We start from the raw sequence: 25222 nt of genomic DNA, 5'->3' as shown, positions 1-25222 counted from the left end.
CCGCGGTGGCTGCAGTCTAGGCCGGTGCGGGCGGGCGCCCAAGCGAGCGGCGTCACCGATCGCGGGTTTGCTCGAAGCTCGTCCGCCCGTGCGCGTCGATGCGCACGAGCATGCGGCGGTCGAACTCGGTTTCCGGCATCGGCGCGACTTCGCAGGCGCACAGGGCGGCGGCGATGGCCGGGGCGGTGTTGCTGTGGCCGACCACCAGCACCGTGCCGTCGCGATGATCGCGGCGCAGGGTGGCGGCGAATTCGGCCGCGGCCTGCTTGGCCTCGTAGCGGGCGATCGTGAGCCCGTGCGCGCGTGCGGCCGGCTCGCCGGTCTGCTGGGTGCGGCGGTACTCGGTGGCGTAGACCGCGCGCAGCGGCGCCGCGCCCAGCGAGGCGGCGAGGCGCCCCGCGCGTGCGTGCCCGGCCTGGCTGAGCGAAGGGTCGCGCGGGTCGTCGCCGCTCTTCTCGCCATGACGCACGATCACGTAGGTGAGCGGCGCCGGCGGCTCGGCCGGACGGGTGGCGCAGCCGCCGAGCGCGAGGCTCAGGGCGATTGCGGCGGTACAGGCGGTCGAACGCATGGCGGGTCCTCTCTGGGTCAATCGTGGAGCAGGTCGGCGCCGGCCTGGGCGATCGCGCCGTCCTGAGCCGCTTGCGCGCCGGACACGCCGATGCCGCCGATCACCTGCTCGCCGAGCCGCAAGCGTACGCCGCCTTCGATCGGGGTGATGCCGGGCAGGCCCAGTACGACCGCATTGCCGTCGCCGAGCAGCTTCTGATGGAACGCGGTGTCGCGGCGGTAGTTGGCCGCATGCACGGCCTTGCCGATCGCGACTTCGACGCTGGAATTCGGCGTGCCGTCCATGCGCTGGAAATGCAGCAGGCGGCCGGCCTCGTCGACGATGGCGATGGCGACGTTGAGGCCGTCGGCGCGCGCCTTGGCGGCGGCCGCGGCGGCGATCCGCTCGGCCGCGGCGAGATTGAGCACGGTGCGCTGGCTCAGCTGGGTCTTCAGCGGCGGCGCGGCGGCGGCCGGGATGGCGAGGGCGAGCAGGAGCGGGGCGAGCCAGTAAGTCAGGCGGGACATGAGGCGCTCGGGCGGGACGGAAGGCGCAGCCTAGGAGCTGCGGGGGCGGCGCGGGAGTGTCGTTTGTACTGGGGTGGGGAACCAGACCCGGAGCTCTGTCAGCAACACACCCCTGCAGCGATACCGCGCCCTATGCCCGGAGCACCGCCTGCCGCTCAGTGCTTCTTGTCGAGCAACATCAACAAGCCCTTCGCCGCGGCCAGGCGCGCCGGCGCGTCCGGCAGGTCCAGCTTGAGCCTGAGCTTGTCCGGGCCGTCCATCTGGTACAGCTTCGGCTGGCCCTGGATCAGCTTGATGATCGACATCGGGTCGACGTTCGGGCGCTCGACGAACTGCACGCGACCGCCCTTTTCGCCGAGGTCGAGTTTGCGGATGCCCAGCTCGGTCGCGATCAGCTTGAGTTCGGCGACCGCGAACAGATGCTTGGCCGGGTCCGGCAGCAGGCCGAAGCGGTCGATCATCTCGACCTGCAACTCGCGCAACTCCCCGTCGCTGCGCGCGCCGCTGACCCGCTTGTACAGGGTCAGGCGGGTGTGCACATCGGGCAGGTAGTCGTCCGGGATCAAGGCCGGGATGTGCAGCTCGACTTCGGCGCCGCGCGCGTCGGTCGAGTCGACGTCCGGCAGCTTGCCCTGGCGGATCGAACGCACCGCGCGTTCGAGCAGTTCGGTGTACAGGCTGAAGCCGACCTCGGCCATCTGCCCGCTCTGGTCCTCGCCGAGCAACTCGCCGGCGCCGCGGATTTCCAGGTCGTGGGTGGCCAGGGTGAAGCCGGCGCCGAGCTCGTCCATCGAGGCGATCGCTTCCAGGCGCTTCTGCGCGTCTGCGGTGATCGAGCGCTTGTCCGGAATCACCAGGTAGGCGTAAGCGCGGTGGTGCGAACGGCCGACGCGGCCGCGCAGTTGGTGCAGCTGCGCCAGGCCGAACTTGTCGGCGCGGTTCATGATGATGGTGTTGGCGTTCGGGATGTCGATGCCCGACTCGATGATGGTCGTGCACAGCAGGACGTTGAAACGCTGCTTGTGGAAGTCGAGCATCACGCTTTCGAGTTCGCGCTCGGCCATCTGGCCGTGGGCGACGCCGATGCGCGCCTCCGGCACCAGTTCTTCGAGCTGGCGCTTCATGCGGCCGATGCTCTCGACGTCGTTGTGCAGGAAATACACCTGGCCGCCGCGCGCGAGTTCGCGCTGGAAGGCCTCGCGCAACTGCATGTCGTCCCAGGGCACGACGAAGGTCTGCACCGCCAGGCGATGCGCCGGCGGGGTGGCGATGATGCTGAGGTCGCGCAGCCCGGCCATGGCCATGTTGAGGGTGCGCGGAATCGGGGTGGCGGTCAGGGTCAGCAGATGCACGTTGGCGCGCAGCGCCTTCAGCGCTTCCTTCTGGCGCACGCCGAAGCGCTGCTCTTCGTCGACGATGACCACGCCGAGGTCCTTGAAGCGCACGTCCGGCTGCAGCAGGCGGTGGGTGCCGACCACGACGTCGATCTTGCCCTCGCTGACCTTCTCCAGTTCGGCCTTGATTTCCTTGCTGCTCTTGAAGCGCGACAACACCTCGACCTTCAACGGCCAGTCGGCGAAGCGGTCGCGCATGGTGCGGTAGTGCTGTTCGGCGAGCAGGGTGGTCGGCACCAGCACCGCGACCTGCTTGCCGGCGGTGGCGGCGACGAAGGCCGCGCGCACCGCGACCTCGGTCTTGCCGAAACCGACGTCGCCGCAGACCACGCGGTCCATCGGCTGGCTGCTGCTCAGGTCGCGGATCACCGCTTCGATCGCCGAATGCTGGTCGGGGGTTTCCTCGAACGGGAAGCCGGCCGCGAACGGCTCGTACATCGAGCGGTCGACGTCCAGCGCGAGGCCGGCGCGGGCCTGGCGCCGGGCCTGGATCTCGAGCAGTTCGGCGGCGACGTCGCGGACCTTCTCGGCCGCCTTGCGCTTGGCCTTGGTCCATTGCTCGCCGCCGAGCGAGTGCAGCGGCGCGGTCTCGACCGAGGCGCCGGAGTAACGGCTGATCAGATGCAACTGCGCGACCGGCACGTACAGGCGGTCGCCCTTGGCGTATTCGATTTCGAGGTATTCGCCCGGTTGGCCGCCGGCTTCGAGCACGATCAGGCCGCGGTAACGGCCGACGCCGTGGTCCTCGTGCACGATCGGCGCGCCTTCGGACAGCTCGCCGAGGTCGCGGATGATCGCTTCGGGCTCGCGGCCGACCCGCTTGCGCCGGCGCGGCTGCGCGGCGCGTTCGGGAAACAGCTGGCGTTCGGTCAGCACCGCCAGCGGCGGCTCCACCACGGCGAAACCGTCGTCGAACGGCGCCACGGCGATGGCGAAGCGGCTCGGCGCGGCGCCGTTGGCGAAGGCGTTCCAGTCGGCGACCACGTCCGGCTTCAGGCCCGCGGCCTGCAGCACTTCGAGCAGGGCCTCGCGGCGGCCGGCGGTGTCGGAGGCGATCAGCACACGGCCGGGATAGCTGGCGAGGAACGACTTCAGCGCTTCGGCCGGAGCGGCGTCGCGCGCCGCGACCGGCAGGGTCGGCGCCGGCTGGTCGCCGAGCGCGAGCGCTTTGGCGCGTTGCGGATGCTGCTCGCCGCACAGTTCGACGCGCGCGCCCTGGTTGAGCTTTTCGCGCAGGCCGACCGGGCTCAGGTACAGCGCGTCGGGCGGCAGCAGCGGGCGTTCGAGATCGTGTCGGCGTTGCTCGTAGCGTTCGCCGGTCTGGGCCCAGAAGGCGTCGGCGGCGTCGAGCGCGCCGTCGGCGATCACCGGCAGCGCGCGTTCGTCGAGGTAGTCGAAGAGCGTCGCGGTCTGCTCGAAGAACAGCGGCAGGTAGTACTCGATGCCGGACGGCGCGATGCCCGACTTGAGGTCCTGGTACAGCGCGCTGCGCCGGGTGTCGAGGTCGAAGCGTTCGCGCAGCGCATCGAGCGCGCGCTTGAGCGAGGCATCGTCGAGCGGCACTTCGCGGCCCGGCAACAGACGCACCGCATCGATCTTGTCGAGCGAGCGCTGCGATTCGGGGTCGAAGGCGCGGATGGTCTCGATTTCGTCGTCGAGCAGCTCGACCCGGAACGGCGAGTCGGCGCCCATCGGATACACGTCGAGCAGACCGCCGCGCACGGCGAAGTCGCCCGGGTCCAGCACCTGCGGCACGTGCCGGTAACCGGCCGATTCGAGCCGGCGTTTTTCCGCGTCCAGGTCGAGGCGCTGGCCGACCGCGACATCGAAGCTGCCGCCGACCACGTGGCGCAGCGGCGCGAGCCGCTGCAGCAAGGTCTGCACCGGCACCACGACGATGCCGCGCTTGAGCGTCGGCAGGCGATGCAAGGCCGCCAGGCGCTGCGAGACGATGTCCGGGTGCGGACTGAACAGATCGTAGGGCAGGGTTTCCCAGTCCGGGAACGGCAGCACCGGCATCGCGCCGGCGCTGGCGCCGTCGCGGCCGAGCAGGGTGCGCAGATCCGATTCGAGCTGGTGCGCGCCGTGGTTGTCGCGCGCGATTGCGAGCAGGGGGCCGTCGTGTTCGGCGGCGGCGCGGGCGATCGCCCAGGCCAGGGCGGAAGGCGAGGCCGGCGCACGCCACCAGGCGCGCTGCTGGCCGATCTTGGGCAGCAGGGACACGGGAGAAGGAGATGATTTCATTGAGTCGGCTAGTTTAGTGGATCGGCCGCGACTGCCGGGTGGACGGTTGCGCGCTTTGCGCAGGCGATCGGCGGAAGCTGGTTTTCCTGCGCGACCCGCATCGCGGTGCGCGATGGTCTCGCCGAGCCGGCATGAGGACGACGACTCGAAGGCGGAGTTGAATCAGCGGCAGGCGTCGCCGCGGCGGCCGTTGTTGATATCGGATGCTGTGCCGTTTCTGGCGATTGGCTCAGTCGTGCCTGCGATCATCGCGCCGCAGGGATGACCCGCCGCAGTTGCGACGAGCGCCGAAACGATAGGGTGCACCGGCCGTGGACGCCGGCGATGGATTGCGGCGGCCGCGTGGGCCGCTCAGGGTTCGTTGCCGTCGTCGCCGGGGTTGTCGCCGATCTTGCGTATGCCGGTCTGTTGCTCGGCCGCGCGCGCGGCCTTCGAGCGCAGGTCCAGCACCACACGGACCAGGCCCGGCGAATCCTGCTGGAACTCGCGCTCGAAGCCGAGCGACTGCGCCAGCGACAGCATCGGCGTGTTGTGCTCGAACACCTCGCCGTACAGGCGATGCACCTTCTTGCCGCGGGCCCATTTGACCAGGCGCGTCATCAGATAACGGCCCAGGCCCATGTTGGCGATGTAGCGGCTGACCAGGATCGCGAACTCGGCGTCGTGGCTGCGCTCGTCGATGGCCACGCGGGCGACCGCGCCGACCAGGGCTTCGCCCGGCGGCAAGGGTTCGGCCGCGACCAAAGCGAACTCGGTGCGCGGATCGATCCGAGTGAAGCGCTCGGCCATTTCCGGAGTGAGTTCTTTCAGCGCGTATAGGAATCGCTGCCGCACCTCGTCGGGTTGCAGCAGAGTGAAGCCCGCTCGCAAGGGCTCGGCATCTTCCGGACGCACCGGACGAATCAGTACTTCGCGTCCGTTGGGAAGACGCTGGCGTTCATGCCAGGGCGGCAAACGTTCACGCGTGGCCATGGTCGGATATTGGCACATTGTGACGGACTTCGCCCTTCATCTTTAGGCTCGGGTGACGCCGGTCCGACCGGCGGCATGTCCTGGCCCGCAATTCCATGTCGGGAGGCGAAAGGCGGGGCCCTCGCGACAGTGTGCTTGAGGTTACTTATTTCTTGACGCAGTCGATGCTTGAAATGAGAATTGCTCGCATCATGCCGCCGACTCGCCGGCCTGACAACCGCCCCCCGGCCAGCCAGACGCCCGCGCCGTTTCACGCCGCCGGGCTCAGCCAGATGCCCACCCACGCCGCCGCCCGCCGGACGATGCCTCGCCCGTGTCGCAGGCGTGTCGCGTCCTCGCCCAGCCTCGGACCACCCTCGATGACGTTTTCCCACTCGCCGCTTCCGCCTCGCCCGCATCGTCTCGCCCGGGGACTGCTGTTCGCGCTGACCGCGCTGGCCGCCGGCGCCGCCTTCGCCGACGACGCCGAGCGCGAGGCCAAGCGCCTGGACGCGGTGGTCGTGCTCGCCGACCGCGCCACCACCGCGACCAAGACCGATACCCGCCTGATCGAGACCCCGCAGGCGATCAGCGTGATCACCGCCGAGCAGGCCGCCGACCGCGGCGTGCAGAACCTGCAGGAAACCCTGCGCTATTCGGCCGGCGCCTACAGCGAGGCCTATGGTCTGGACACGCGTAGCGACGGCTCGCTGGTGCGCGGCTTCTCGCCGGTGTCATTCCTCGACGGCATGACCCGGCAGATCGGTTCCAGCCTGGTGCCGCGCCCGGAGGTCTACACGATGGAGCGCGCCGAACTGCTGCGCGGGCCCTCGTCGATGCTGTACGGCGCCGGCGGGTCCGGCGGCGTGTTCAACCTGGTCAGCAAGCGCCCGCAATTCCAGCGCGCCGGCGAAATCGGCCTGAGCTACGGCAGCCATCAGCGCAAACAACTGCAATTCGACTTGACCGGCCCGCTCGACCAGGCCGGCACCGTCGCCGGCCGCATCGTCGGCGTGGCGCGCGATGCGCAGCAACAGACCGATCACATGCCCGACGACCGCCTGGTGCTGGCGCCGTCGCTGACCTGGCGCATTTCCGACGTCACCCAGCTGAGCGTCCTCGGCCTGTTGCAGAAGGACGAGAGCGGTTCGAGCCAGCAGTTCCTGCCGGTGGTCTCGACCCTGCGCGCGCCGCCGGGCCGGCGCCTGCCGAACCACCGCCTGCTCGGCGAACCCGGCGCCGACCGCCTCGACAGCCGCCAGGCCAGCGCCACGGTGTTGTTCGAGCACGCCTTTTCCGACGCTTGGCGCTTCAACAGCAGCCTGCGCTACGCCAAGTCGCGCACCGATTTCACCGAGATCTACCCGGACGTCTATTCGAACCCGGACAACCCCTTCCTCGATGCCGCACAGCGGGTGCTGCCGCGCTCGGCCTACATCAGCAACCCGCGCATCGACACGCTGACGGCCGACAACAACGTCCAGGTCGATTTCGCCACCGGCGCGCTGCGCCACACCGTGCTCGCCGGCATCGACTACCTGCGTTTCCGCCAGACCGCGATGACCGGCTTCAGCGCGACCACGCCGATCGACGCCTATGCGCCGGTCTATGGCGACTACGTGCTGCCCGAACTCGCGCCGCAGCCGCGCCAGGACCAGACCCAGGTCGGCGTTTACGTGCAGGACCAGATCCGCTGGGGCGAACGCGTCACCGCCGTGCTCGGCGCGCGCCGCGACCGCGCGCGCACCCAGGTCGGCGAGCAGCCGCGCATCCAGGACTACGCCACCAGCTATCGGGCCGGCGTGATCGTCGATGCCGGCCACGGCGTCTCGCCGTACCTGAGCTATAGCGAGTCGTTCCTGCCGATCGGCAGCCTGGATTTCTTCAGCCAGCCGTTCAAGCCGCAGGAAGGCCGCCAGTACGAGGTGGGCCTGAAGTGGCAGCCGCGCGAGCAGACCCTGGTCACCCTGGCGGTGTACGACATCCGCGAGAAGAACCGCCAGACCAACGACCCCGAGAACGTGCTCAACTCGGTGCAGACCGGCGAGGTCGGTTCCAAAGGCATCGAGCTCGAGGCCACCCACACCCTGGGCAACGACTTCTACCTCACCGCGAGCTACAGCTACAACGAAGCCGAAGTGACGCGCAGCAATTTCGCCCCCGAGGTCGACCGCCAACTCGCCGACGTGCCGAAGGAACTCGGCTCGGTCTGGGGCGTGAAGCAGTTCGACTGGGGCGACAGCGGCCGCATCCGTCTCGGCGCCGGCGTGCGCCACGTCGGCTCGACCCTGTCGACCGGCGGCAACGGCAGCCTACGCACGCCCGGCTACACCCTGGCCGATGCGCTGGTGTCGTTCGACCTGCCGCAGTGGTCGTTCACCCTCAACCTGACCAACCTGGCGGACAAGCAGTACTACGCGCCGTGCCGGGCGTTCGGCGATTGCTTCACCGGCAACGGCCGCAACGTCACCGGCACGGTGACCTATCGCTTCTGAGGCAGGGTTCCGGGCCGGGCTCCGGAGCGCCGATTCCGCGGGGCGGCGGGCGCCGTGCCGCGGGAAAACCCCGGAATGCCGGCGCTGACGCGCCGCCGGCCGTGCCTCAACGGCTAGCATCGGCAATGCTAGACTCCGCCGCTGAACCTCAAGGAGCAACGTTGTCATGGCCGGTGGTGGCGATTCGACCCGCGCAATTCTGTTCGCACTTGGTGCCAATTTCGCCATCGCGGTATCCAAGGGCGTGGCGGCGTACTTCACCGGTTCCAGCGCGATGCTGGCCGAGACCGTGCACTCCCTGGCCGACTGCGGCAACCAGGGCCTGCTGATCCTGGGCCTGAAGCAGTCCAAGCGGCCGCCGTCGCCGGACTATCCGCTCGGCTACGGCAAGGCGATCTATTTCTGGTCGTTCTTGGTCGCGGTGATGTTGTTTACCGTCGGCGGCATGTTCTCGCTGTACGAGGGCATCCACAAACTGCAGCACCCCGAACCGCTCAAGCAGTGGTGGTGGGCGGCCGGCGTGCTGACCTTCGGCATCGTCGCCGAGGCGGTCTCGATGCGCGCCTGCCTGCAGGAAGTCGCCAAAGCGCGCGGCCAACGCTCGCTGTGGCAGTGGTTCCGCGAGAGCCGCCAGGCCGAACTGGTGGTGATCTTCGGCGAGGATCTGGCCGCGTTGCTGGGCCTGGTGCTGGCGCTGGCGGCGGTGCTGCTGGCGGTGGCCACCGGCAACCCGATCTGGGACGCCATCGGCACCATCAGCATCGGCGCGCTGTTGATCATCGTCGCGGTGTTCGTGGCGATCGAGGTCAAGGCGATGCTGATCGGCCAGAGCGTCGATCCGCAGCGCCAGCAGCAGATCCGCGAGTTCCTCGACGGCCGCCCGGAAATCGCCCACGTGATCAGCCTGATCACCCTGCAGCTCGGCAACGAGGTGATGGTGTCGGTGCAGGCGCAGATGCGCGAGGAGCAGAGCGTGGCGGCCCTGACCGAGCAGATCAACACGGTCGAGCGGGCGATGAAGCAGGCCTTCCCGGAAGTGCGCTGGAGCTTCTTCGAGCCGGACCTGAAGTCGGGCGACTGAGCCGGCGGGCGAGGGCGCGCCGAGCGCCCCGCGAAGACCACGATCAAGCCGGAAGCGTTCGCGCTTCCGGCTTTTTTCTTGGCCGAGGCTTCGCCCCGGTCTTGCTCCGGCGTTTCTCGGCGATAATCCGGCGGAACGCGCAAACCTAGGGACGGCAGGCGATGAAGACGGGAACCGCGGTGTTGTTGTCGATGGCGATCGTGGCCGTGGGCGTCGCCGCGGTCGCCGGCGTGGGCTACGCGGTGTATCGCGGTATCGAAGGCCAGATCGAGCAGGGCGCGGCGCAGGCCCGCGCCGACGCCGGGCTGCCCGACAGCGGCGAGCAAGCGCCCGGTTGCGGCAGCAAAGACGACGATGCGCAGGCCAAAGCGGTGCTCGCGCCCGCCGACGAAGCACTGCTCAAGACCCAGCGGCCGGTCGCGCGGATCGAGTTGAGCGCGCTGGCGCGCGACGACACCGGCGTCAGCAAGGTCGGCGGCCAGGCCTATTGGGCGGCCGGGCGCGACTATCCGCGCGACGCCAAGGGCCAGCCCCTGTTCCTGCTGGCCCAGATCAATCTGGCCGAAGTGCCGAAGATGCCGGGCTACCCGGAGCGGGGCCTGTTGCAGTTCTTCATCTCCGGCGACGACTACTACGGCGCCGCGCTCGACGACGCGCACGGCGCGAGCCGCATGGACGCGCTGGCCAACCAGACCGGTTTCCGGGTGGTGTACTGGCCGGAGCTGTCGGCCGCGGCGATCGCGCCGCCGAAGGCGACCGCCGGCGCCGATTCGTTGCCGTTCGACCCGGCCAAGCCGCGGCGCATGCGCTTTACCGCCGACCACGAGACCATCGGCGTCAACGACGCGCAGTTCGGCCAGGCCCTGGAAGGCGGCGTGGAGCCGCTGATCGAGCGCTACCGCAGCGAGCACCCCGGCCTGAGCGAAGAGGACCTGCAGGACGCGCTGCGCGATTACCTCGCGCGTTCCGGCCACAAACTCGGCGGCTATCCGGATTTCACCCAGAGCGACCCGCGCGAGCCCTCGGACCGCCGCCTGCTGCTGTTCCAGCTCGACAGCGACGATGCGCTGATGTGGGGAGACTCGGGCATCGCCAATTTCTTCATCGACCCCGCCGACCTCGCCCGCGCCGATTTCAGCCGCGTGTCCTATCACTGGGACTGTTATTGAGCGCGCCGATGGCGAGCCGGCCGCCATTGGGCGAGCCCGTATCGAGCGAGCCCGTATCAAGCGAGCCAGTACCAAGCGAGCTCGCATCGAGCGAGCCCGTATCGAGCGAGCTCGCATCGAGCGAGCCCGGCCTGCGCCGTTATCAGGCCGAGGACCGCGCCGCTTGCCTGGCGTTGTTCGACGGCAACATGCCGGAGTATTTCGCCGCGAACGAACGCGCGGAATTCGTCGAGACCCTCGACGAGATGGACGATTATTGGGTGATCGAACTCGACGGCGAAGGCATCGTCGCCTGCGGCGGCTATGCCGCCAGCGATGGCGACGCCAGCGTCGCGGTGCTGTTCTGGGGTATGGTCCGCCGCGATCTGCACCGGCGCGGACTCGGCGAACGCCTGTTGCTGGAGCGACTGCGCCGGATCGACGCCGACCCGGCGTTCGCCTCGACCGTGATCGAGACCACCCAGCACAGCCGCGCCTTCTACGCCCGCCACGGCTTCCAGGTGGTGCGCGAACAGCGCAACGGCATCGCGCTGGGCCTGGACCTGGTCGACATGCGCCGGCCGCGGGCCGCCAGCCGAGCGGGCGGCGCGGGATGAGCTTTCGCGGCTCGCTGCGGTCGTTGCGGCGAGGAAGTCGCGAGCGGAGGCCGTGGCCGCACAGGTCGACGGCCGGAGAGAGCGGGCTCTCCCCGGCCGTGCCGCGACCGCTTTCGGTCAAGGCAGCGATCGGTCAGGGCAGGATGCAGCCGCAGCGGCGGTAGCACTGCGAGTAGGTGAGGTAGCACTGGGTGCCGCCGTTGTTTTCGCAGTTGGTCAATGCGGTCTCGCAGCCGAGCCGGCAGGTGTTGTTGCAGCCGGCGGCGCCGGCGGTCGACGCGACGCCGATGCCGAACGCGAACGCGCAGATCGCAAGGAACGAAATCTTCTTCCTGGACATTCGAACTCCCTCTCATTCGCCCTTCATTGGGCCTGGGAGTGATACGCCCGGATCGAAGCGCTTCGCAAGCGACCGGTCGCGCCCGTGCCGGCGCGGCGGCAGGGCGACGAATTGCGCCGCGGTCGGTTCGAGCGGGTTTTAGCCGGCTTTCGGCGTCTGCCGGCCGGCCTGGGCCGACCACCCGCGGCGCGCGGCGATGCGGCGAATGCAATCGCAGGTGGTCATCGAAAGCCAGCGCTCCTTGGCGTCTGGCCGCATTGCAGCGAGCCTGTGCAGGCGCCTGCGCCGGTGCCGGACGCGGCTCAGTCGGCCTGCTTGAGCCACTGAATCGCGGCCGCGGCGTCCGGGGTCTCGCCGAGGGTGCGCGCGAGCACCGACAGCGCCGGGGCCAGGGTCTGGTCCAACTGCCACGGCGGGTTGAGCATGAGCAGGCCGCTGCCGTTCATGCGCAGCGGCGAATCGGCGGCGCGCACCAGCAGCTCGGCAGTCAGGATCGACTTGGCCGGCAGGGTCGCGGCGCGGCGGTAGAACGGTTGCAGCGCGCGCCGGCGCTTGATCGGATACCACAGCACGTAGCAGCCCTGCGGCCAGCGGGCGAGGGCGTCGCGCAGCGCGCCGAGGGCGGTGTCGAACTCTTCGAGCTGGGCCTCGTAAGGCGGGTCGATCAGGACCAGACCGCGGTTGTAGCGGGTCGCGCCGATCTTCGGCGGCAACATGGCCTTCATCGCCGCGTAGCCGTCGCGCGCATGCACCGCGATGCGCGCGTCGGCTTTGAAGTGGTGCTCCAACTGCGTGGCTTCTTCCGGCTGCAGCTCGCAGGCGGCGATGCGGTCGTCCTCGCGCAAGGCGTGCGCGAGCAGCCAGGGCGAGCCCGGATAGGCCGCAGGCCCGTGCTCGTTGCGGCAGGCGCGCACTGCGGCCAGGTAGCGGGTGATCGCGGCCTGCTTCGGCGCCTCGGCCAGCAGGCGGCCGATGCCGCCCTCGGCTTCGCCGGTGCGCAGCGCCGAATTGCCGTCGAGCGGATACAGCCCGCGCCCGGCATGGGTGTCCAGGGCGAACAAGGGCGCCGGCTTGACGGTCAGGGCATCGCACAGGGCCAGCAGGGCGACGTGCTTGAGCACATCGGCATGGTTGCCGGCATGGAAGGCGTGGCGATAGTTCATTGAGGCCGTGATTCGGGGTTCGGGAGGGGGATTCGAAGAGGAGGCGCGCCGGCATAGGGGCCGAGGGGCATGGCACCGACGGCATGACGCCGGGGGGCATTATGGGGCCATAGCCGCCGCGGCGTTTCCCGGAGCGGCAGCCGGAGGCCCGGCAAGGCATCATGGGCGGCATAACTGCTTTACCGACTCCCTGATCCCGAATCCCGATCCCCGCCCCATGCGCATTCTGCTCGTCGAAGACGAATCCGCCATTGCCGACACCGTGCTGTACGCGCTGCGCGCCGAAGGCTTCGAGGCGGTGCACTGCCTGACCGGCGGCGAGGCCCTGCGCGAGGCCGCGCGGGTCGCCTTCGACCTGGCCGTGCTCGACATCGGCCTGCCCGACATCGGCGGCTTCGCCCTGTGCCGCGAGCTGCGCCGCGGCCGCGACCTGCCGGTGATCTTCCTGACCGCGCAGAACGCCGAGGCCGACCGCATCCTCGGTCTGGAGATCGGCGCCGACGACTACGTCACCAAGCCGTTCTCGCCGCGCGAGCTCGCTACCCGCGTGCGGGTGGTGCTGCGGCGCGCGCGCGGCGGCGCGGCCGAGACGGCGGCGGTCGAGGACGGTTTCGTCCACGACCTGGAAGGCAAGCGCATCCGCTACCGCGGCCAGGCCCTGGACCTGACCCGCTACGAATACGGCCTGCTCGCCGCGCTGTTGCAGCGCCCGGGCGCGGTGTTGTCGCGCGCGCAGTTGATGGACCGGGTCTGGGGCGATGCCCTCGACAGCGGCGACCGCACCGTCGACACCCACATCAAGACCCTGCGCGCCAAGCTGCGCGACGTCGCCGCCGACCGCGACCCCATCCGCACCCATCGCGGCCTGGGCTATTCGCTCGAGGCCTCGTAGGCGGGCGCCCCGATGCGGATCGGCCTGCGGATTTTCCTGGGATATTTCCTGATCGTGGCGGTGGCCGCGCTGCTGCTGGCGCGGGTGTTCGTCGCCGAGGTCAAGCCGGGCGTTCGCCAGGCCATGGAAGACACCCTGGTCGACACCGCCAACGTGCTGGCCGAGCTGGCGACCGACGATTTCGTCGCCGGCCGCATCAACCAGGGCGATTTCGCCAAGCGCGTGCGCGCGCTCGGCCAGCGCGACGTCGGCGCGGCGATCTGGGGTTTCCGCAAGCGCGCGGCGAACTACCGCGTCTACATCACCGACGCGCGCGGCATCGTCGTGTTCGACAGCAGCGGCCAGGACGTCGGCCAGGACTATTCGCGCTGGAACGACGTGTACCTGACCCTGCGCGGGCGTTACGGCGCGCGTTCCAGCGCGACCGACCCGGGCCATCCGGAAACCACGATCATGCACGTGGCCGCGCCGATCCGCGCCGACAACGGCCTGGTGATCGGCTCGTTGACCGTGGCCAAACCGAACAGCGCGATCGCGCCTTTCATCGCCCGCAGCCAGACCGTGGTGACGCGTTGGGGTTTCGTGCTGATGGGCGCCGCACTGGCGATCGGCCTGGGCGTGTCGTGGTGGCTGTCGCGCCAGATCGGCCTGCTGCGGCGCTATGCGCATGCGGTCACCGCCGGCGACCGCGCCACCCCGCCGCGCGCGGCCGGCGAGTTCGGCGAGCTGGGGCGCGCGCTGGAAACCATGCGCACGCGCCTGGAGGGCAAGCAGTACGTCGAGCAATACGTGCATACCTTGACCCACGAGATGAAGAGCCCGCTCGCGGCGATCCGCGGCAGCGCCGAACTGCTCGAATCGCCGCCCGGCGACGCGCCGATGCCGGACGCCGACCGCGCCCGCTTCGCCGCCAGCATCCGCGGCCAGGCCGAGCGCCTGGCGCAGATGATCGACAAGCTGTTGGCGCTGGCCGCGGTCGAGCATCGCCAGCGCCTGGAGCGGCCCGAGCCGGTCGCGCTGGCGGCGATCGTGCGCGAGGCGCTGGAGCAATGCATGCAGCGCCTGGACCGCTCCGGCGCCAAGCTGCTGCTCGACCTGGAGCCGAACCTGCCGCCGGTGCGCGGCGACGCCTTCCTGTTGCGCCAGGCCTTGATCAACCTGATCGACAACGCCGCCGATTTCTCGCCGCGCGGCGGCGAGATCGTGTTGCGCCTGCGACGCGACGGCGAGTACCAGCGCGTCGACGTCAGCGACCGCGGCCCCGGCATTCCCGACTATGCCCTGACCCGGGTGTTCGAGCGTTTCTATTCCTTGCCGCGCCCGTCCGGCGGCAGCCGCAGCAGCGGCCTGGGCCTGTGCTTCGTCGCCGAGGTGGCATCGCTGCACGGCGGCGAGACCGAACTGGTCAACCGCGAAGAGGGCGGTGCGCGCGCCAGCCTGATCGTGCGCGGCTGAGCCGTCGCGCGGCCGCCGGCAGCGCTTCACCATTGCTTCACCGACAACACACGCCTGCGCCATCGCGCCCCCGCACAGCCGGCGCAACCTGCCGTCCAACGTAGCGGACAGGAGCGGGACATGCGTGTGTGGCTGAAGATGCTGATGGTGCTGGGGATGACCCTGGCGATACTGATTCCGCTGTTGATGATCGGCGGCGTGATCGAGGAGAGACAGAGCTACCGCGCCCAGGCGGTGGCCCGCATCGCCCGCAGCTATGCCGGCGCGCAGGCGTTCTCCGGCCCGGCGCTGGTGGTGCCGTACGAGGATTCCTGGGTCGAGGAACAAAAGGACCTCGACGGCACGGTCAAGCGCGTCCAGCGCCGCGAACAGGGTCGATGGACCTTCTTCCCGAACAAGCTCGACATCGAAGGCGAGATCGTGCCGAAGGTGCGCAAGCTCGGCCTGCATCAGGTCCGGGTCTACGAATGGAAGGGCAAGGCCAAGGCCGATTTCGCCGCGACCATACCGGCCGACCCGGCGCCGAGCGCTGACCAGGCCGAATCCGACCGCCGCCGGACGATCGGCCGGCCGTGGCTGAGCTACGGCTTCGCCGACGTGCGCGGCCTGCGCAATCCGAAACTGCGCCTGGACGGCGCCGAGGCGACCATCGAGGACGGACTCGGTGCGCGCGACGGGGGCGGCATCCATGCGCGTCTGGCGGCGCCGGCGGCGGGCAGTTCGTTGCGCCTGCAGACCGACCTCGAGTTCGCCCTGGGCGGCACCGAATCGCTGGCGCTGGTGCCGCTGGGCAAGAGCAACCGCTTCGCCCTGAGCTCGACCTGGCCGCATCCGAACTACGGCGGCAGCTTCCCGCCGCATTCCGACGACATCGGCGACCAAGGCTTCCGGGCCGAATGGCAGGTCTCGTCGGTCGCGACCAATGCCCAGCGCCAGTACCTGGCCGGTTCGATCCTGCCGACCGTGTCGGTGGCCGGCGACGGCGACATCGGCAACGAGCCCGGCGGCGACATCAACGCCATCCAGGTGACCCTGAAGGACCCGGTCAACGTGTATTCGCAGGCCGACCGCGCGACCAAGTACGGTCTGCTGTTCGTGCTGCTGACTTTCGTCGGTTTCTTCATGTTCGAGTTGATCAAGCAGTTGCGCATCCACCCGATCCAGTACGGCCTGGTCGGCCTGGCCCTGGCGATCTTCTTCCTGCTGTTGGTCAGCCTGAGCGAACATTTCGCTTTCGGCCTGGCTTATCTGGCCGCGAGCGTGGCCTGCATCGGCTTGCTGGTGTTCTATCTGAGCGCGGTCCTGCGCAGTGTGGTGCGCGCCCTGGGGTTCGGTGCCATGTTGACCACGCTGTACGGCGCGCTGTACGGCCTGCTGATCTCGGAAGACAACGCCCTGGTGCTCGGCGCCGGCCTGCTGTTCCTGATCTTGGCGGCGCTGATGATGGTGACCCGCAAGGTCGACTGGTATCAGCTGGGCGGTTCGACGCCGAAGCGCGTGCCGGATCCGCCGAAGGCCGAGGCGCTGCGTACGCCGGTGACGGCCGCCGGTAGCCCGCCGGACCTGCCGGGCCTGTAAGCGAGCGATGCGGCGCGGCGGCGGGCAGGCAGGCCCGCCGCCGCGTCGTTTTATCGTCCGGGTAAGCATGATCGGCGCAGACTGAGGTCGAACTCTCTGTCGTCGTTCGCGCGAAGGCGGCTTCGCTCTAACTCGCTGAGCCGGGCACTCACGGCTCACCCGGTTCGCCTAGAAGTCTCTGGCTTCACTAAGATGCCCTCATGAAGACGCCCATGCCCGAAATCCGCACCTGCAGCGGTGCGGAGATCACGCCTTACCTGGATGCCATCGCCGCCCTGCGCATGCGGGTGTTCCGCGACTGGCCGTATCTTTACGACGGCGATGCTGCCTACGAGGCGAACTATCTGCGGACCTATCGCGAGTCCTGGCGCAGCGTCGCGGTGCTGGCCTTCGACGGCGGCCGCCTCGTCGGCGCTTCGACCGGCTTGCCGATGGCCGACGAGACCGCCGAGCTGCGCGCCGCTTTCGAGGGCGGCGCGATCGATATCGAGCAGGTGTTCTATTGCGGCGAGTCGGTATTGTTGCCCGAGTACCGCGGACGCGGCATCGGCCATCGCTTTTTCGATGCGCGCCATGCGCATGCGCGCGGGCTCGGCGGGTTTCGTTGGACGGCGTTCTGCGCGGTCGAGCGCGACCCCGGCGACGGCCGCAGGCCGGCCTTCCATCGCGGCAACGAGGCGTTCTGGAAAAAACGCGGCTATGTCCATCGCCCGGAGTTGAAGGTGGCGCTGCCGTGGCGCGAGGTCGGACGCGGCGAGTGTCCGCATACCCTGAGTTTCTGGCTGCGTCCGCTGGAGCGCGTGCAATGAGGGTCGCGGTCGCGAAATACACCATCGGCGCGCCGCGCAGCTTCGCCGAGTTCGCCGACAAACAGGCCAAGTGGCTCAGTGAAGCCCGCGCCAGCGGCGCCGACGTCGCGGTGCTGCCGGAGTATCTGGCGCTGGAACTCGGCGCGACTTTCGGCGCGGCGACCCAGGGCGACCTGCATGCCTCCCTGGTCGCCATTCAGGCTTACCGCCAGGCCTGGCTGGACTTGTTCGGCCTGCTCGCGCGCGAGCTGCGCCTGCATGTGATCGCCGGCAGTTTCCTGCTCGACCTGGGTCATGGGCGCTACCGCAACCGCAGCGACGCCTTCGCCCCCGGCGGCGGGCGCCTGTGGCAGGACAAATTGCAACTGACCGGCTTCGAGAAACAGGCCGGAGTGATCGAGCCCGGCGATGCGCTCAAGACCTTCGAGATCGGCGCTCAGCGTGCCGGCATCGCGGTCTGCTACGACATCGAATTCCCGCTCCCGGTGCGCGCCCAATGCGAAGCCGGCGCGCGCCTGCTGCTGGCCCCGAGCTGCACCGACACCGACGCCGGCGCGACCCGGGTGCGGGTGGGTTGCTTGGCGCGCGCGTTGGAGAACCGCAGCTTCGTCGCGCAGGCGGTGACCGCCGGTGAAGCCTTGTGGAGCCCGGCGCTGGACACCAACACCGGCGAGGCGGCGATCTACGCGCCGATGGACGTGGGCCTGCCGGCCGACGGGATTCTCGCGCAGACTCGCTCGGGCCAGCGCTGGGCCTACGCCGACCTGGATTTCGCCGCGCTCGAAGCGAGCCGCGCGCGGGCGCAGGTGGCGAACGATCGCGATTGGGTCGGGCAGGGCGCGCCGGCGATTGCTCGGGCGCGGGTGGAGAAGTGGGAGGGGTGAGTCCGATGTCGGTGCCCGGCTTTACCGTGAGCCATGCCGGTAGGAGCGACGTGGGGCGCGACCAAGGGACTCGCAGAGCCGACAAGGCCGTTGCGATTCATCGAAGCGGTGTGCTTTCGCCAGGGTAGGAGCGGCGCAAGCCGCGACATCGTTATGACGTTCTCGCGGCGTCTGTCTTGAGCAAGATCAAGATCAAACCCAAAGCTTCCGCCACTAAAGCGGCGGGTTACTTTCTTTTGTCTAAAGCAACAAAAGAAAGGTAACCAAAGAAAAATGCTTTGTTTTGAATCACAAGCCCGCACGAGCGATGCATACGCGGTGATTTTTCATACGGGACATCCCTGTCCCGATGAAAAACGGCCCGCATCCCTGCGGGCCGCCCTCCGGGTTTTCTTTAGCCGTCGCTAGTGCGATGCGGCGCACAGCCACGGCAACGAAATCGGTCATCTGACGCAGGATTCCGCAACCAACGCCGGCCACCCAACGAACGCGGTCGCGGCTTGCGCCGCTCCTACCCCTGGCACGCGGGCGGCGGGAAGGAACGGCGCGCTGTGGGTACGGCCGATGCGGCCGCTCAGGCCGCCACCCTCAGCCGAACAGCGACACTCCGGGCACCAGCCACAGCGAAAAACCGGCCAGGCTCGATCCGATCACGGTCGCGGCCAATACGTCGCTCGGGTAGTGCAGGCCCAGCACCACGCGCGAGGCGGCGACGCTCGCGCTGAAGGGGATCAGCAACCACGCCAGCACCGGGTAATGCGCCATCGCCACCAGGCTGAAGGCGACCGCGTGCAGAGTGTGGCCGGACGGGAAGCTGAACTCGTCGAGGGGCGCGACCCAGGCGTGGATGCGCTGGTCGGAGGCGAACGGGCGCGGGCGGCGGGTCCAGCGCTTGAGCAGTTTGTACAGCGCCAGCGCGATCACGCCGGTCGCAGCCAAGTGGGCCGAGGCGCGCAAGCCGTCGTAACCGTCGGCGAGGATCAGCGCGGCCATCAGCGCGTACCAGAACACGCCGTCGCCGAGGCGGCTGACCGCGGCGAAGTAGGCGCGCGAGCCGCTGCGTTCGCCCAGGCGATTGGCGCGCAGGCACCAGCCGGATTCGCCGGCGATCAGTCGTTTGCGCAACGGCAGCCGGTTCATACGACCTCCTGGGTCGGTTTGGTTTCGTCGTTGATGCGGCGGGTCGTGCGGTTGTGCGGGCTGCGGTCGGCCAGGGCGTGCAACAGGGCATCGAAATCGGCCGCGACCTGTTCCGGGCGCAGGCCGCTGATCGCTTCGCGGCCTGCGCGGGACATTCCCGCGCGCAAGGCGTCCTCGCTGCCGATGCGCACCGCCGCGGCGATGAAGCCGGCGTCGTCGCCGTCTGCGATGGCGGCGCCGTGGATGCCGTCGCGCAGGTGCTCGTGGGCCGCGCCGTAGTCGAAGGCGACCGTCGGCACGCCGCTGGCCATGGCTTCGAGGGTGACGTTGCCGAAGGTTTCGCTGTGGCTCGGGAACAGGAACAGGTCGCCGCTGGCGAAATGCTCGGCCAGGGTCTCGCCGCGCTTGAGCCCGCAGAAGATGAAATCCGGGTTGTCGCGCTGCAGCTTCTCGCGCGCCGGGCCGTCGCCGACCCAGACGAAGCGCGCCTCGGGGCGCCGCTGCTGCAGCGAGCGGAACGCGCGCACGGCCAGCTCGAGGTTCTTCTCCGCGGCGATGCGGCCGACGTAGATCGCCGCCAGGCCGTGTTCGTCCAGGCCCCAGTCGCGGCGCAGGTCGGCGCGGCGGCGGCCGGGGTCGAACAACACCGTGTCGACCGCGCGCGGCAGCCGCACCACATCCTCGAAGCCTTGGCCGCGCAGGAATTCGGCGAGTTCGCGGGTAGGCACGAGGGTTGCGTCGGCGCCGTTGTGGAAGCGGCGCATCCAGCGCAGCGCGGTGCCGGCCAGGAACGGCGCGCCGTAGTCGCGCATGTATTCGTCGAAGCGGGTATGGAAGCCGGTCGCCGCCGGAATGCGCAGGCGCTGCGCCGCGCGCAGGGCCGACCAGCCGAGCGGGCCCTCGGTCGCGACGTAGATCGCGTCGGGGCGGTGGGCGCTCCAGGCTTGGCCCAGGCGCGCGGCGCAGGGCAGGCCGAAGCGCAGGCCCGGGTAGCGCGGCAGCGGCAGGCCCTTGACCAGCAGTTCGTGGGCGGCGCCATCGGCTTCGCCGTGCTGGCGCGGACGCACCAGGCCGACCTCATGGCCGCGCGCACGCAGACCCTGCTCCAGACCCTGCACGGTCAGGGCGACGCCATTGATTTCCGGCGGATAGGTCTCGGTGACGATCGCGTAGCGCATGCGCGGCTCCCGGTTTGGGCAAGCCTGGGCGCGGTCCATGTCCCGGCCGTGGCGCGGCGATGACAGGCCGGTGACGTTGCGGCCGCCGCCGCGTTCATGTGACGCAATCGGCATTTCGCCGCGCCGTCGGCGTTCGAAACCCGCGAGTCAATGCCATCACGCAGGAGCCATATTCCGGAGTGTTAACAACTCGATCCCTACAATCGCCCGGTTTACCCCCTCCGAAGGTGGCGTGTGCGCCGACGCGAATTGATCAAGGCCGGGTTGTCCCTGCCGCTGGCCGGCCTGGCCGGCGGCGTCGGGCTGCCGTGGCCGGCGCTGGCCACGACCGGTCCTGCGCGGCCGTTCGACGCCGCCACCGTGCCGGGCCTGGCGCGCGCGCTGGCGGCCAAGCCTTACCGGCCGGCCGACGCCGACCTGCCCGAGGCCTTGGCGCGGATCAAGTACGACACCTACCGCGATATCCGCTTCGACCCCGAACAGGCCCTGTGGAAAGCCGAGGCCCTGCCATTCCGGCTGCAGTTTTTCCACCGCGCCTTCCTGTTCAAGCACCGGGTCGACATCCACCGCGTGCACGGCGGCCTGGCCACGCCGGTGGTGTACCGCCCGCAGATGTTCAGCTTCGGCAGCGCGCCGAAGCCGACCCAGGACGACCTGGGCTTCGCCGGCTTCCGCGTGCACGCGCCGATCAACCGCGGCGATTACTTCGACGAAGTCTGCGCCTTCCTCGGCGCCAGTTATTTCCGCGCGGTCGCCAAGGACCTGCTGTACGGGCTGTCGGCGCGCGGCCTGGCGCTGAACACCGGCGCCGGCAACAGCGAAGAGTTTCCGGTGTTCACCGCGTTCTGGATCGAACAGCCCGCGCCCGGCGCCAAACAGATCGTGGTGCACGCGCTGATGGACAGCCCCAGCGTGGCCGGGGCGATGCGCTTCGCGATCACGCCCGGCGCCGAGACCGTGTTCGACACCCAGTTGCGCCTGTACCCGCGCGTCGCTCTGGACCGGGCTGGCATCGCGCCGCTGACCAGCATGTATCACTTCGACGCCACCGACCGGGTCGGTGTCGACGACTTCCGCCCGGCGGTGCACGACTCCGATGGCCTGGCCCTGTACAACGGCGCCGGCGAACAGATCTGGCGCCCGCTGCGCAATCCCAAGACCCTGCAGGAGAGCGCCTTCCAGGACCGCCGCCCGCGCGCATTCGGGCTGATGCAGCGCAAGCGCGGTTTCGCCGACTACGCCGACAGCGAGGCGCATTACGAGCGACGGCCGAGCCTGTGGGTCGAGCCGGTCGGCGACTGGGGCGAGGGCGCGGTGCATCTGATCGAGATCCCGACCGGCGACGAATATCACGACAACATCGTCGCGTTCTGGCGGCCGCGCGCGCCGCTCGCGGCCGGCCGAGAACACCGCTACGACTACCGCCTGCACTGGTGCGCGAAACATGCCTGGAAGCCGGCGCAGGCGACGGTCAGCCGCACCCGCATCGGCGCCGGCAACGGCGCGGCGCGGCGGATCGTCATCGATCTCGATGGCGGGCGCCTGGGCCAGCTCGCCCCCGAGGCCAAGCCGCGCGCCGTGGTCTGGGCCTCGGCCGGGCGTATCGCCAACGCGATCGCTCACCCCAACAGCGGCACCGGTGGCTGGCGAATGTCGTTCGAACTCGAACCGGGCACTGCCCGCTCGGTCGAGTTGCGCGCGGTGCTCGAAGACGCCGACGGCCCCCTTTCCGAAACCTGGCTTTATCGTTGGACTGCATGAATTCAACCGTCGCTCCCCCGCAACGACCCCTCTCCGTGCCGTTCGAAGCGCTGCCCCCGGAATCGCCGCTGGCGATGCCGGTGCAATCGCTGAGCAGCGGCGCACGTTCCGCCAACACCTTGCCGAGCGAGCCGAAGGGCATGGCGCTGCGGCGCCTGTACGTGATCGGCGGCGCCGCGCTGCTGACCCTGGTCGCGGCGTACCACATCCTGCGCGTGCTCTACGTCGGCGGATTGAACCTGCTCGAAGGCGTACTGCTGCTGCTGTTCGTGGCCTTGTTCGCCTGGATCGCGCTGGCCTTCACCAGCTCGCTGGCCGGGTTCGCCCTGATCCTGTCGCGGCGTCGCTGGCGCCTGGGCCTGAAGCAGGGCGGCGAATTGCCGGCGCTGGGCGAGCGCACAGCCTTGCTGGTGCCGACCTACAACGAAGACCCCGAGCGGCTGATGGCCGGCCTGCAGGCGATCTACGAATCGGTCGCCGACACCGGCCAGCTCGACCGCTTCGACTTCTTCATCCTCAGCGACACCACCAAGGAACCGATCCGCCAGGCCGAGATCCGCGCTTTCCATGCGCTGCGCGAGCGCACCGGCGGCCATCGGCGCATCTTCTATCGCCGGCGCAAGAACAACGCCGAGCGCAAGGCCGGCAACATCGCCGAGTGGGTGCGCCGCTTCGGCGGAGCCTATCCGCAGATGCTGATCCTCGACGCCGACAGCCTGATGACCGGCGAGGTCATCGTGAAGCTGTCGAGTGCGATGGAACGCCATCCCGACGTGGCCCTGATCCAGACTCTGCCGATGATCGTCAACGGCCAGACCCTGTTCGCGCGGATGCAGCAGTTCGCCGGCCGCGTCTACGGCCCGGTGATCGCCTACGGCATCGCCTGGTGGCACGGCGCCGAGAGCAATTACTGGGGCCATAACGCGATCATCCGCACCCGCGCCTTCGCCGAGCACGCCGGCCTGCCGGAACTGCGCGGCCGCAAGCCGTTCGGCGGCACGGTGCTGAGCCACGACTTCGTCGAAGCGGCCTTGATGCGCCGCGGCGGCTGGGCCCTGCACATGCTGCCCGGCCTGATCGGCAGCTACGAGGAAGGCCCGCCCTCGCTGACCGACATGCTGGTGCGCGACCGCCGCTGGTGCCAGGGCAATCTGCAGCACACCGCGGTGTTGCCCGCGAAGGGCCTGCACTGGATCAGCCGCATGCACCTGCTGATGGGCATCGGCCATTACTTCACCGCGCCGATGTGGGCGGTGATGATGCTGATCGGCCTGGCGATTCCGCTCGACAAGGCCGGCTTCTTCAACTGGGAAAGCGCGCGCCTGCCGGGCTTCTCGCCGGGCGACTACTGGCGCGACCAGGATCCCGAGCGCGCGCTGTGGGTGTTCCTGGCGACGATGGCGGTGTTGCTGACGCCGAAGGTGATGGGCTTCATCACCATGTTGCTGGACGGCAACACCCGGCGCGGCTGCGGCGGCGCGATCCGCGCCTTCTTCAGCATGATCCTGGAGACTCTGCTGGCGGCGTTGATGGCGCCGATCACCATGTACGTGCAGTCGCGCGGTGTGGCCGAGGTGCTGTCGGGCAAGGATTCGGGCTGGGAGTCGCAGCGTCGCGACGACGGCAGCCTGCCCTTGTCGGGGCTGATCCGCAGCTATGGCGGCCTGACCCTGTTCGGCCTGCTGATCGGCGCGATGGCCTATGTGGTGTCGCCGCCGCTGGCGGCATGGATGTCGCCGGTGATCATCGGCTTGGTGGTGTCGATCCCGGTGGTGGCGCTGACCTCGGCGCGCGGGCCCGGGCTTTGGCTGCGCCGGATCGGCATCTTCCGTACTCCCGAGGAAATCACCCCGCCGCCGGTGTTGGTGAGGGCGAAGCAATTGCGGGCGGAGGCGGCCCAGCGGTCGGCGGGGTGAGGGAGGTTATGCGTTGGTTTCGCTTCGCCGCTGGAGCTTCCTGTAGGAGCGACGTGAGTCGCGACCGCCGAACGCGCAGAGGCACCAAGGCTGATATCGCCCATCGAAGCGATGCGTTTTCGCCAGGGTAGGAGCGGCGCAAGCCGCGACATCGCTGTTATGGTCTTGCGGCGCGCGGCTCAAGAAAGATCAGGATCAAGATCAAACCCAAAGCTTCCGCCACTAAAGCGGCGGGTTACTTTCTTTTGTCACAAGCAACAAAAGAAAGGTAACCAAAGAAAAATGCTTTTCTTTGAATCACCAGCCCGCACGATCGATGCCGACGCAGGGATTTTTCATACGGGACATCCTTGTCCCGATGAAAAACGGCCCGCATCCCTGCGGGCCGCCCTCCGGGTCTTCTGTTGCTTTCGCGAGTGCGGGACGGCGCACAGCAACAGCAAAATCTTTGCGGCAAAGGCAAAGGCAAAGGCAAAGGCAAAGGCAGAGGCAGAGGCAGAGGCAGAGGCAGAGGCAAAGGCAAAGGCAAAGCGGGCGACGGTCGATCCCGGCCCATGAAAGGATCGCCGGTAGCCGCAAGTCGCGGTCGCGGTCGCGGCTTGCGCCGCTCCTACCCGGCGGAAGGACGCCGCTTCGATGGATGACACTGGCGCTGTTGTCTCTGCGCGTCCCGTGGTCGCGGCTTACGCCGCTCCTACAGTGATCGATCGCGGCTAAAGCTTAGGTTGTAGACACCCTTGCTGTTGCTTTTGCTGTGCGTCGCTTCGCACCCGCGAAGGCCATCGAAGACCCGGAGGGCGGCCTGCATGGATGCAGGCCGTTTTTCATCGGGACAGGGACGTCCCGTATGAAAAATCACCGCGTATGCACCACTCGTGCGGGCCATTGATTCAAAACAAAGCATTTTTCTTTGGTTACCTTTCTTTTGTTGCTTTAGACAAAAGAAAGTAACCCGCCGCTTTAGTGGCGGAAGCTTTGGGTTTGATCTTGATCTTGATCTATTGAACCAGAGAAACGCCGCAAGACCGTCACAACGATGTCGCGGCTTGCGCCGCTCCTACCCTCGCGATGGCTCCCGCCTTCGATCGATGACGAAAGC

The 25222-nt window shown here is 68.9% G+C and carries 18 protein-coding genes and 1 pseudogene; 11 read left to right on the top strand and 8 right to left on the bottom strand.

What is annotated here, in order from left to right:
* Positions 1 to 52: 52 nt before the first annotated feature.
* From ACSAMQ_RS07495 to ACSAMQ_RS07480, 4 genes are all read right to left on the bottom strand, one after another.
* Entirely contained in the window at positions 53 to 571 is a 519-nt protein-coding gene (locus ACSAMQ_RS07495; protein ID WP_435395064.1) for a histidine phosphatase family protein, read from the bottom strand.
* Positions 572 to 588: 17 nt separating this feature from the next.
* Positions 589 to 1077: a GlcG/HbpS family heme-binding protein gene (locus ACSAMQ_RS07490; RefSeq protein ID WP_435395063.1), complete on the bottom strand. Its 489-nt coding sequence runs from the start codon at positions 1075 to 1077 to the stop codon at positions 589 to 591.
* 155 nt (positions 1078 to 1232) lie between these two features.
* On the bottom strand, positions 1233 to 4715 hold the full coding sequence (mfd, locus tag ACSAMQ_RS07485; protein WP_435395062.1) for a transcription-repair coupling factor: 3483 nt from the start codon (positions 4713 to 4715) through the stop codon (positions 1233 to 1235).
* 351 nt (positions 4716 to 5066) lie between these two features.
* A complete protein-coding gene (locus ACSAMQ_RS07480) occupies positions 5067 to 5687 on the bottom strand; it encodes an N-acetyltransferase family protein (protein ID WP_435395061.1) in 621 nt (206 codons plus the stop codon).
* Positions 5688 to 6046: 359 nt separating this feature from the next.
* On the opposite strand from ACSAMQ_RS07480, the gene ACSAMQ_RS07475 reads away from it, so the two are divergent.
* From ACSAMQ_RS07475 to ACSAMQ_RS07460, 4 genes are all read left to right on the top strand, one after another.
* A complete protein-coding gene (locus ACSAMQ_RS07475) occupies positions 6047 to 8161 on the top strand; it encodes a TonB-dependent siderophore receptor (protein ID WP_435395060.1) in 2115 nt (704 codons plus the stop codon).
* 166 nt (positions 8162 to 8327) lie between these two features.
* Positions 8328 to 9242 (top strand): cation diffusion facilitator family transporter, encoded by a 915-nt coding sequence (locus ACSAMQ_RS07470; RefSeq protein WP_435395059.1) that lies wholly within the window; start codon positions 8328 to 8330, stop codon positions 9240 to 9242.
* Positions 9243 to 9403: 161 nt separating this feature from the next.
* Positions 9404 to 10411 carry a YwqG family protein gene (locus ACSAMQ_RS07465; protein WP_435395058.1) on the top strand — a complete coding sequence of 336 codons (1008 nt, stop codon included), beginning with the start codon at positions 9404 to 9406 and terminating at the stop codon, positions 10409 to 10411.
* Between the two features lie 8 nt (positions 10412 to 10419).
* The gene (locus ACSAMQ_RS07460) at positions 10420 to 11007 is read left to right on the top strand and encodes a GNAT family N-acetyltransferase (protein WP_435395057.1); all 588 of its coding nucleotides are present in this window, start codon (positions 10420 to 10422) and stop codon (positions 11005 to 11007) included.
* A 133-nt stretch (positions 11008 to 11140) separates the two neighbouring features.
* On the opposite strand, the gene ACSAMQ_RS07455 is transcribed toward ACSAMQ_RS07460, so the two are convergent.
* Positions 11141 to 11347, bottom strand: coding sequence for a hypothetical protein (locus ACSAMQ_RS07455; protein ID WP_435395056.1), 207 nt, complete (start codon positions 11345 to 11347; stop codon positions 11141 to 11143).
* Positions 11348 to 11649: 302 nt separating this feature from the next.
* On the bottom strand, positions 11650 to 12510 hold the full coding sequence (locus tag ACSAMQ_RS07450) for a 23S rRNA (adenine(2030)-N(6))-methyltransferase RlmJ (RefSeq protein WP_435395055.1): 861 nt from the start codon (positions 12508 to 12510) through the stop codon (positions 11650 to 11652).
* A gap of 217 nt (positions 12511 to 12727) precedes the next feature.
* Between ACSAMQ_RS07450 and creB the strand changes: the two genes are divergently transcribed.
* The 5 genes and pseudogenes from creB (at position 12728) to ACSAMQ_RS07425 (ending at position 18128) form a co-directional block, all read left to right on the top strand.
* Positions 12728 to 13402 (top strand): two-component system response regulator CreB, encoded by a 675-nt coding sequence (gene creB / locus ACSAMQ_RS07445; protein ID WP_031373320.1) that lies wholly within the window; start codon positions 12728 to 12730, stop codon positions 13400 to 13402.
* 12 nt (positions 13403 to 13414) lie between these two features.
* On the top strand, positions 13415 to 14857 hold the full coding sequence (gene creC / locus ACSAMQ_RS07440) for a two-component system sensor histidine kinase CreC (RefSeq protein ID WP_435395054.1): 1443 nt from the start codon (positions 13415 to 13417) through the stop codon (positions 14855 to 14857).
* Between the two features lie 120 nt (positions 14858 to 14977).
* A pseudogene (gene creD, locus ACSAMQ_RS07435) lies at positions 14978 to 16342 on the top strand (cell envelope integrity protein CreD); the annotation flags it as partial.
* Positions 16343 to 16635: 293 nt separating this feature from the next.
* On the top strand, positions 16636 to 17244 hold the full coding sequence (locus tag ACSAMQ_RS07430; protein WP_435395053.1) for a GNAT family N-acetyltransferase: 609 nt from the start codon (positions 16636 to 16638) through the stop codon (positions 17242 to 17244).
* Positions 17241 to 18128, top strand: a complete 888-nt coding sequence (locus ACSAMQ_RS07425; RefSeq protein ID WP_435395052.1) for a carbon-nitrogen hydrolase family protein — start codon at positions 17241 to 17243, stop codon at positions 18126 to 18128. The genes ACSAMQ_RS07430 and ACSAMQ_RS07425 overlap by 4 nt, the downstream gene beginning before the upstream one ends.
* Before the next feature lie 588 nt (positions 18129 to 18716).
* On the opposite strand, the gene ACSAMQ_RS07420 is transcribed toward ACSAMQ_RS07425, so the two are convergent.
* Together ACSAMQ_RS07420 and ACSAMQ_RS07415 are read right to left on the bottom strand one after the other, a co-directional pair.
* The gene (locus tag ACSAMQ_RS07420; protein WP_435395051.1) at positions 18717 to 19268 is read right to left on the bottom strand and encodes a phosphatase PAP2 family protein; all 552 of its coding nucleotides are present in this window, start codon (positions 19266 to 19268) and stop codon (positions 18717 to 18719) included.
* Positions 19265 to 20446, bottom strand: coding sequence for a glycosyltransferase family 4 protein (locus ACSAMQ_RS07415; RefSeq protein WP_435395050.1), 1182 nt, complete (start codon positions 20444 to 20446; stop codon positions 19265 to 19267). Before ACSAMQ_RS07415 ends, ACSAMQ_RS07420 begins: the two co-directional genes overlap by 4 nt.
* 234 nt (positions 20447 to 20680) lie before the next feature.
* On the opposite strand from ACSAMQ_RS07415, the gene ACSAMQ_RS07410 reads away from it, so the two are divergent.
* Complete coding sequence (locus ACSAMQ_RS07410) at positions 20681 to 22207, top strand: glucan biosynthesis protein (protein ID WP_435395049.1); 1527 nt, start codon at positions 20681 to 20683, stop codon at positions 22205 to 22207.
* Positions 22204 to 24123, top strand: a complete 1920-nt coding sequence (mdoH, locus tag ACSAMQ_RS07405) for a glucans biosynthesis glucosyltransferase MdoH (RefSeq protein WP_435395048.1) — start codon at positions 22204 to 22206, stop codon at positions 24121 to 24123. Before ACSAMQ_RS07410 ends, mdoH begins: the two co-directional genes overlap by 4 nt.
* The last annotated feature ends 1099 nt before the right edge of the window (positions 24124 to 25222 follow it).

The sequence above is a fragment of the Lysobacter sp. 1R34A genome (assembly GCF_051217035.1).
In the GTDB taxonomy this organism is placed as follows: Bacteria; Pseudomonadota; Gammaproteobacteria; order Xanthomonadales; family Xanthomonadaceae; genus Lysobacter.
Note: the sequence above shows the minus strand (reverse complement) of the source record. Positions and strands in the feature narration are given on the sequence as shown.